Here is a 2,158-nt window from a genome sequence, read left to right as displayed (position 1 = left end):
GGGACTAAATGCCACGCCCCTAACCGAATCGCTATGAGCTTCTAATCGATTACGTTCTTTGACTCCATAAATTACCTGCTGGAGTGTGGCTACTGCCAAAACGCGGGTATCTGATTCTACATTTTTATCTGGAGTTTTGAGTCGTTTTCCTAACTTCAAGCCTGCTATTAAAGTATCAAGTTCTAAATTTAATGTCAGCAGGTTTTGTAATTTGAGGCTATCAGCAAGAATTTCTGCATTTATCCGGCGTTTATCTGCATCGGCTTTGGCAGCATTTGCTTGCTGTTCTTGTTTTTGAGCAATGTTTCGCTGTTTTTCGGCTTCTGCTTGTCTTTGTCTGGCTAATTGTTCAGCCGCTTTGGTTTTCTCAAGTGCTTTTTGTAAGTCTACTCCTCGTTTTTCAGCTAATTCCTCTGCCGATTTAGCTTCTGCCTCACCTGCTTCAGCCCTTCGACGCTGGTTGTCTGCTATTCTCTGCTGGTTCTGAGCATTTTTAGTTTGACGGTCTGCTTCTTGTCGCTGTGTTTGTTCTCTTTTCAGGGCATCTTGAGCAATTAAACGTTGCTCTTTTTCATTGTCGCGGGCATCTTGGGCAATCAGATTTTGCTCATAAATATACCCAGTTAATCCCACTGATAATGCCGAGAATACTACCATTACAATCACATAAGGCAGTGCAGGTTTAAGCTGTTCCCACCTATCCCGCAAGTTAAACGGCAAATGTTTATTAATCCACTTGTAATCAAAGACTTGCCGATAGATTTCATTCCGCACCCGCAAAACATTATTCTCCCGCCGCACCACCCCCGACAGCTTCAAGTGAGATTTAGCTAAAGACTGCTCCTCATCAACAACCGCCCGCTTACCCTGGCGAATCTGGCGGTAAATAGTCAAAACCTCCCGGTCTGGTGAGCGTTTAGTCAGCATATCGCGGACAAATTGCAGGTTATTGTCTTGCTCACTCATTGCACCAAAAAATGTGCTGTTAACTATTCTGTCTACATCGGCTGCGGATAAGACTCGATCCCCCCTAACTCCCCTTAAGAAGGGCGGAAGAATAGAACTGTTACTAAGGGTGGTTGGAGAAATCTCCAAACCTAGAAGTTCATTGCCCCCCTTTTTAAGGGGGGTTGGGGGGATCAAAACCAAGGCTCCACAAAGACGCTGCGTTAAATAAGGATGTCCCCCCGTCCACTTCAACACGTGGCGTAATACCTGCTTGGCTTCATCGCTGGGTAATCCCAATCCCTCAGCGAAGGGTAAGGCTTCCTCAAAGGTAAAATCAGTTAAATCTACACGCTGTCCAATATTAAAAGGTGTGCGCTTGGCATCGCTGATTAAATCGCCGGGAGTCGCTACCCCCATTAAGACAAAAGAAAGCCGCCCAAATTCAGCATTAGTCGCACGCGCAACATAGAGATAACGAATTGCAATAAAAAAATCATCGGTAAAATCCAGGCTGAGGGTAGAGTCAATTTCATCGACAAAAATCACCACTTGTCCTTCAACCTCAGCCAGCAAAACCCTCTCAAAAAACTGTGTCAGCCGTTGCGATACTCCCAGATGCTCGTGTTCTTGCCACCAACTCACCACATCTGTATCAAACATGAGTTGGTCATCCAGTTTGACCAAAAAGCCAAAATACCACTGTTCGGCTGTGACACTTGCCCCCAATTCCTGGAGGTCAACAATTACCGAGCGAATTCCCTCATCTGTCAGGGTTTGCGCCGTGCGTACCATCAGGCTAGACTTACCCATTTGGCGAGGTGTCAGTACATAAGCAAAAGTTGCCGACCGACATAAACCCAGCAATTCTTCATCAGCTTGACGGGGAATGTAAATCCCACCGCCAGCCTGTACAGTCCCGCCTACGGTGTAAATGGTTGGATTAGCCATGTAACAGACTCCGAGAAGAAGGGGAACGAAAGGGCGTAGGCGTAGCCCGCACTTTGGCATCGCTCCATTTACAATGACATTGTGTAATACATTTTGTCTATTTACCTGAAAATTACTGTAAAAACAATTTTAGGTTGGTTGCGTTCTTTAACCTGATTTACATCTGTAGCTGATAAATGAGCCATTGAACTCCATTAATGAGGCTTTGAACTCCATTAATGAGTCTTTGAACTCCATTAATGAGTCTTTGAGCTTCATTAAT

General features: G+C 45.0%; 1 protein-coding gene. It reads right to left on the bottom strand.

Annotated features, from left to right (window positions below; translation table 11 throughout):
* The coding region (locus tag VB732_RS23795; protein WP_323233366.1) for an AAA-like domain-containing protein at positions 1–1,896 on the bottom strand (1,896 nt) is incomplete at its 3' end.
* Positions 1,897–2,158 lie beyond the last annotated feature (262 nt).

The organism is Nostoc sp. UHCC 0252 (assembly GCF_034931145.1).
Lineage (GTDB): Bacteria > Cyanobacteriota > Cyanobacteriia > Cyanobacteriales > Nostocaceae > Nostoc.
Note: the sequence above shows the minus strand (reverse complement) of the source record. Positions and strands in the feature narration are given on the sequence as shown.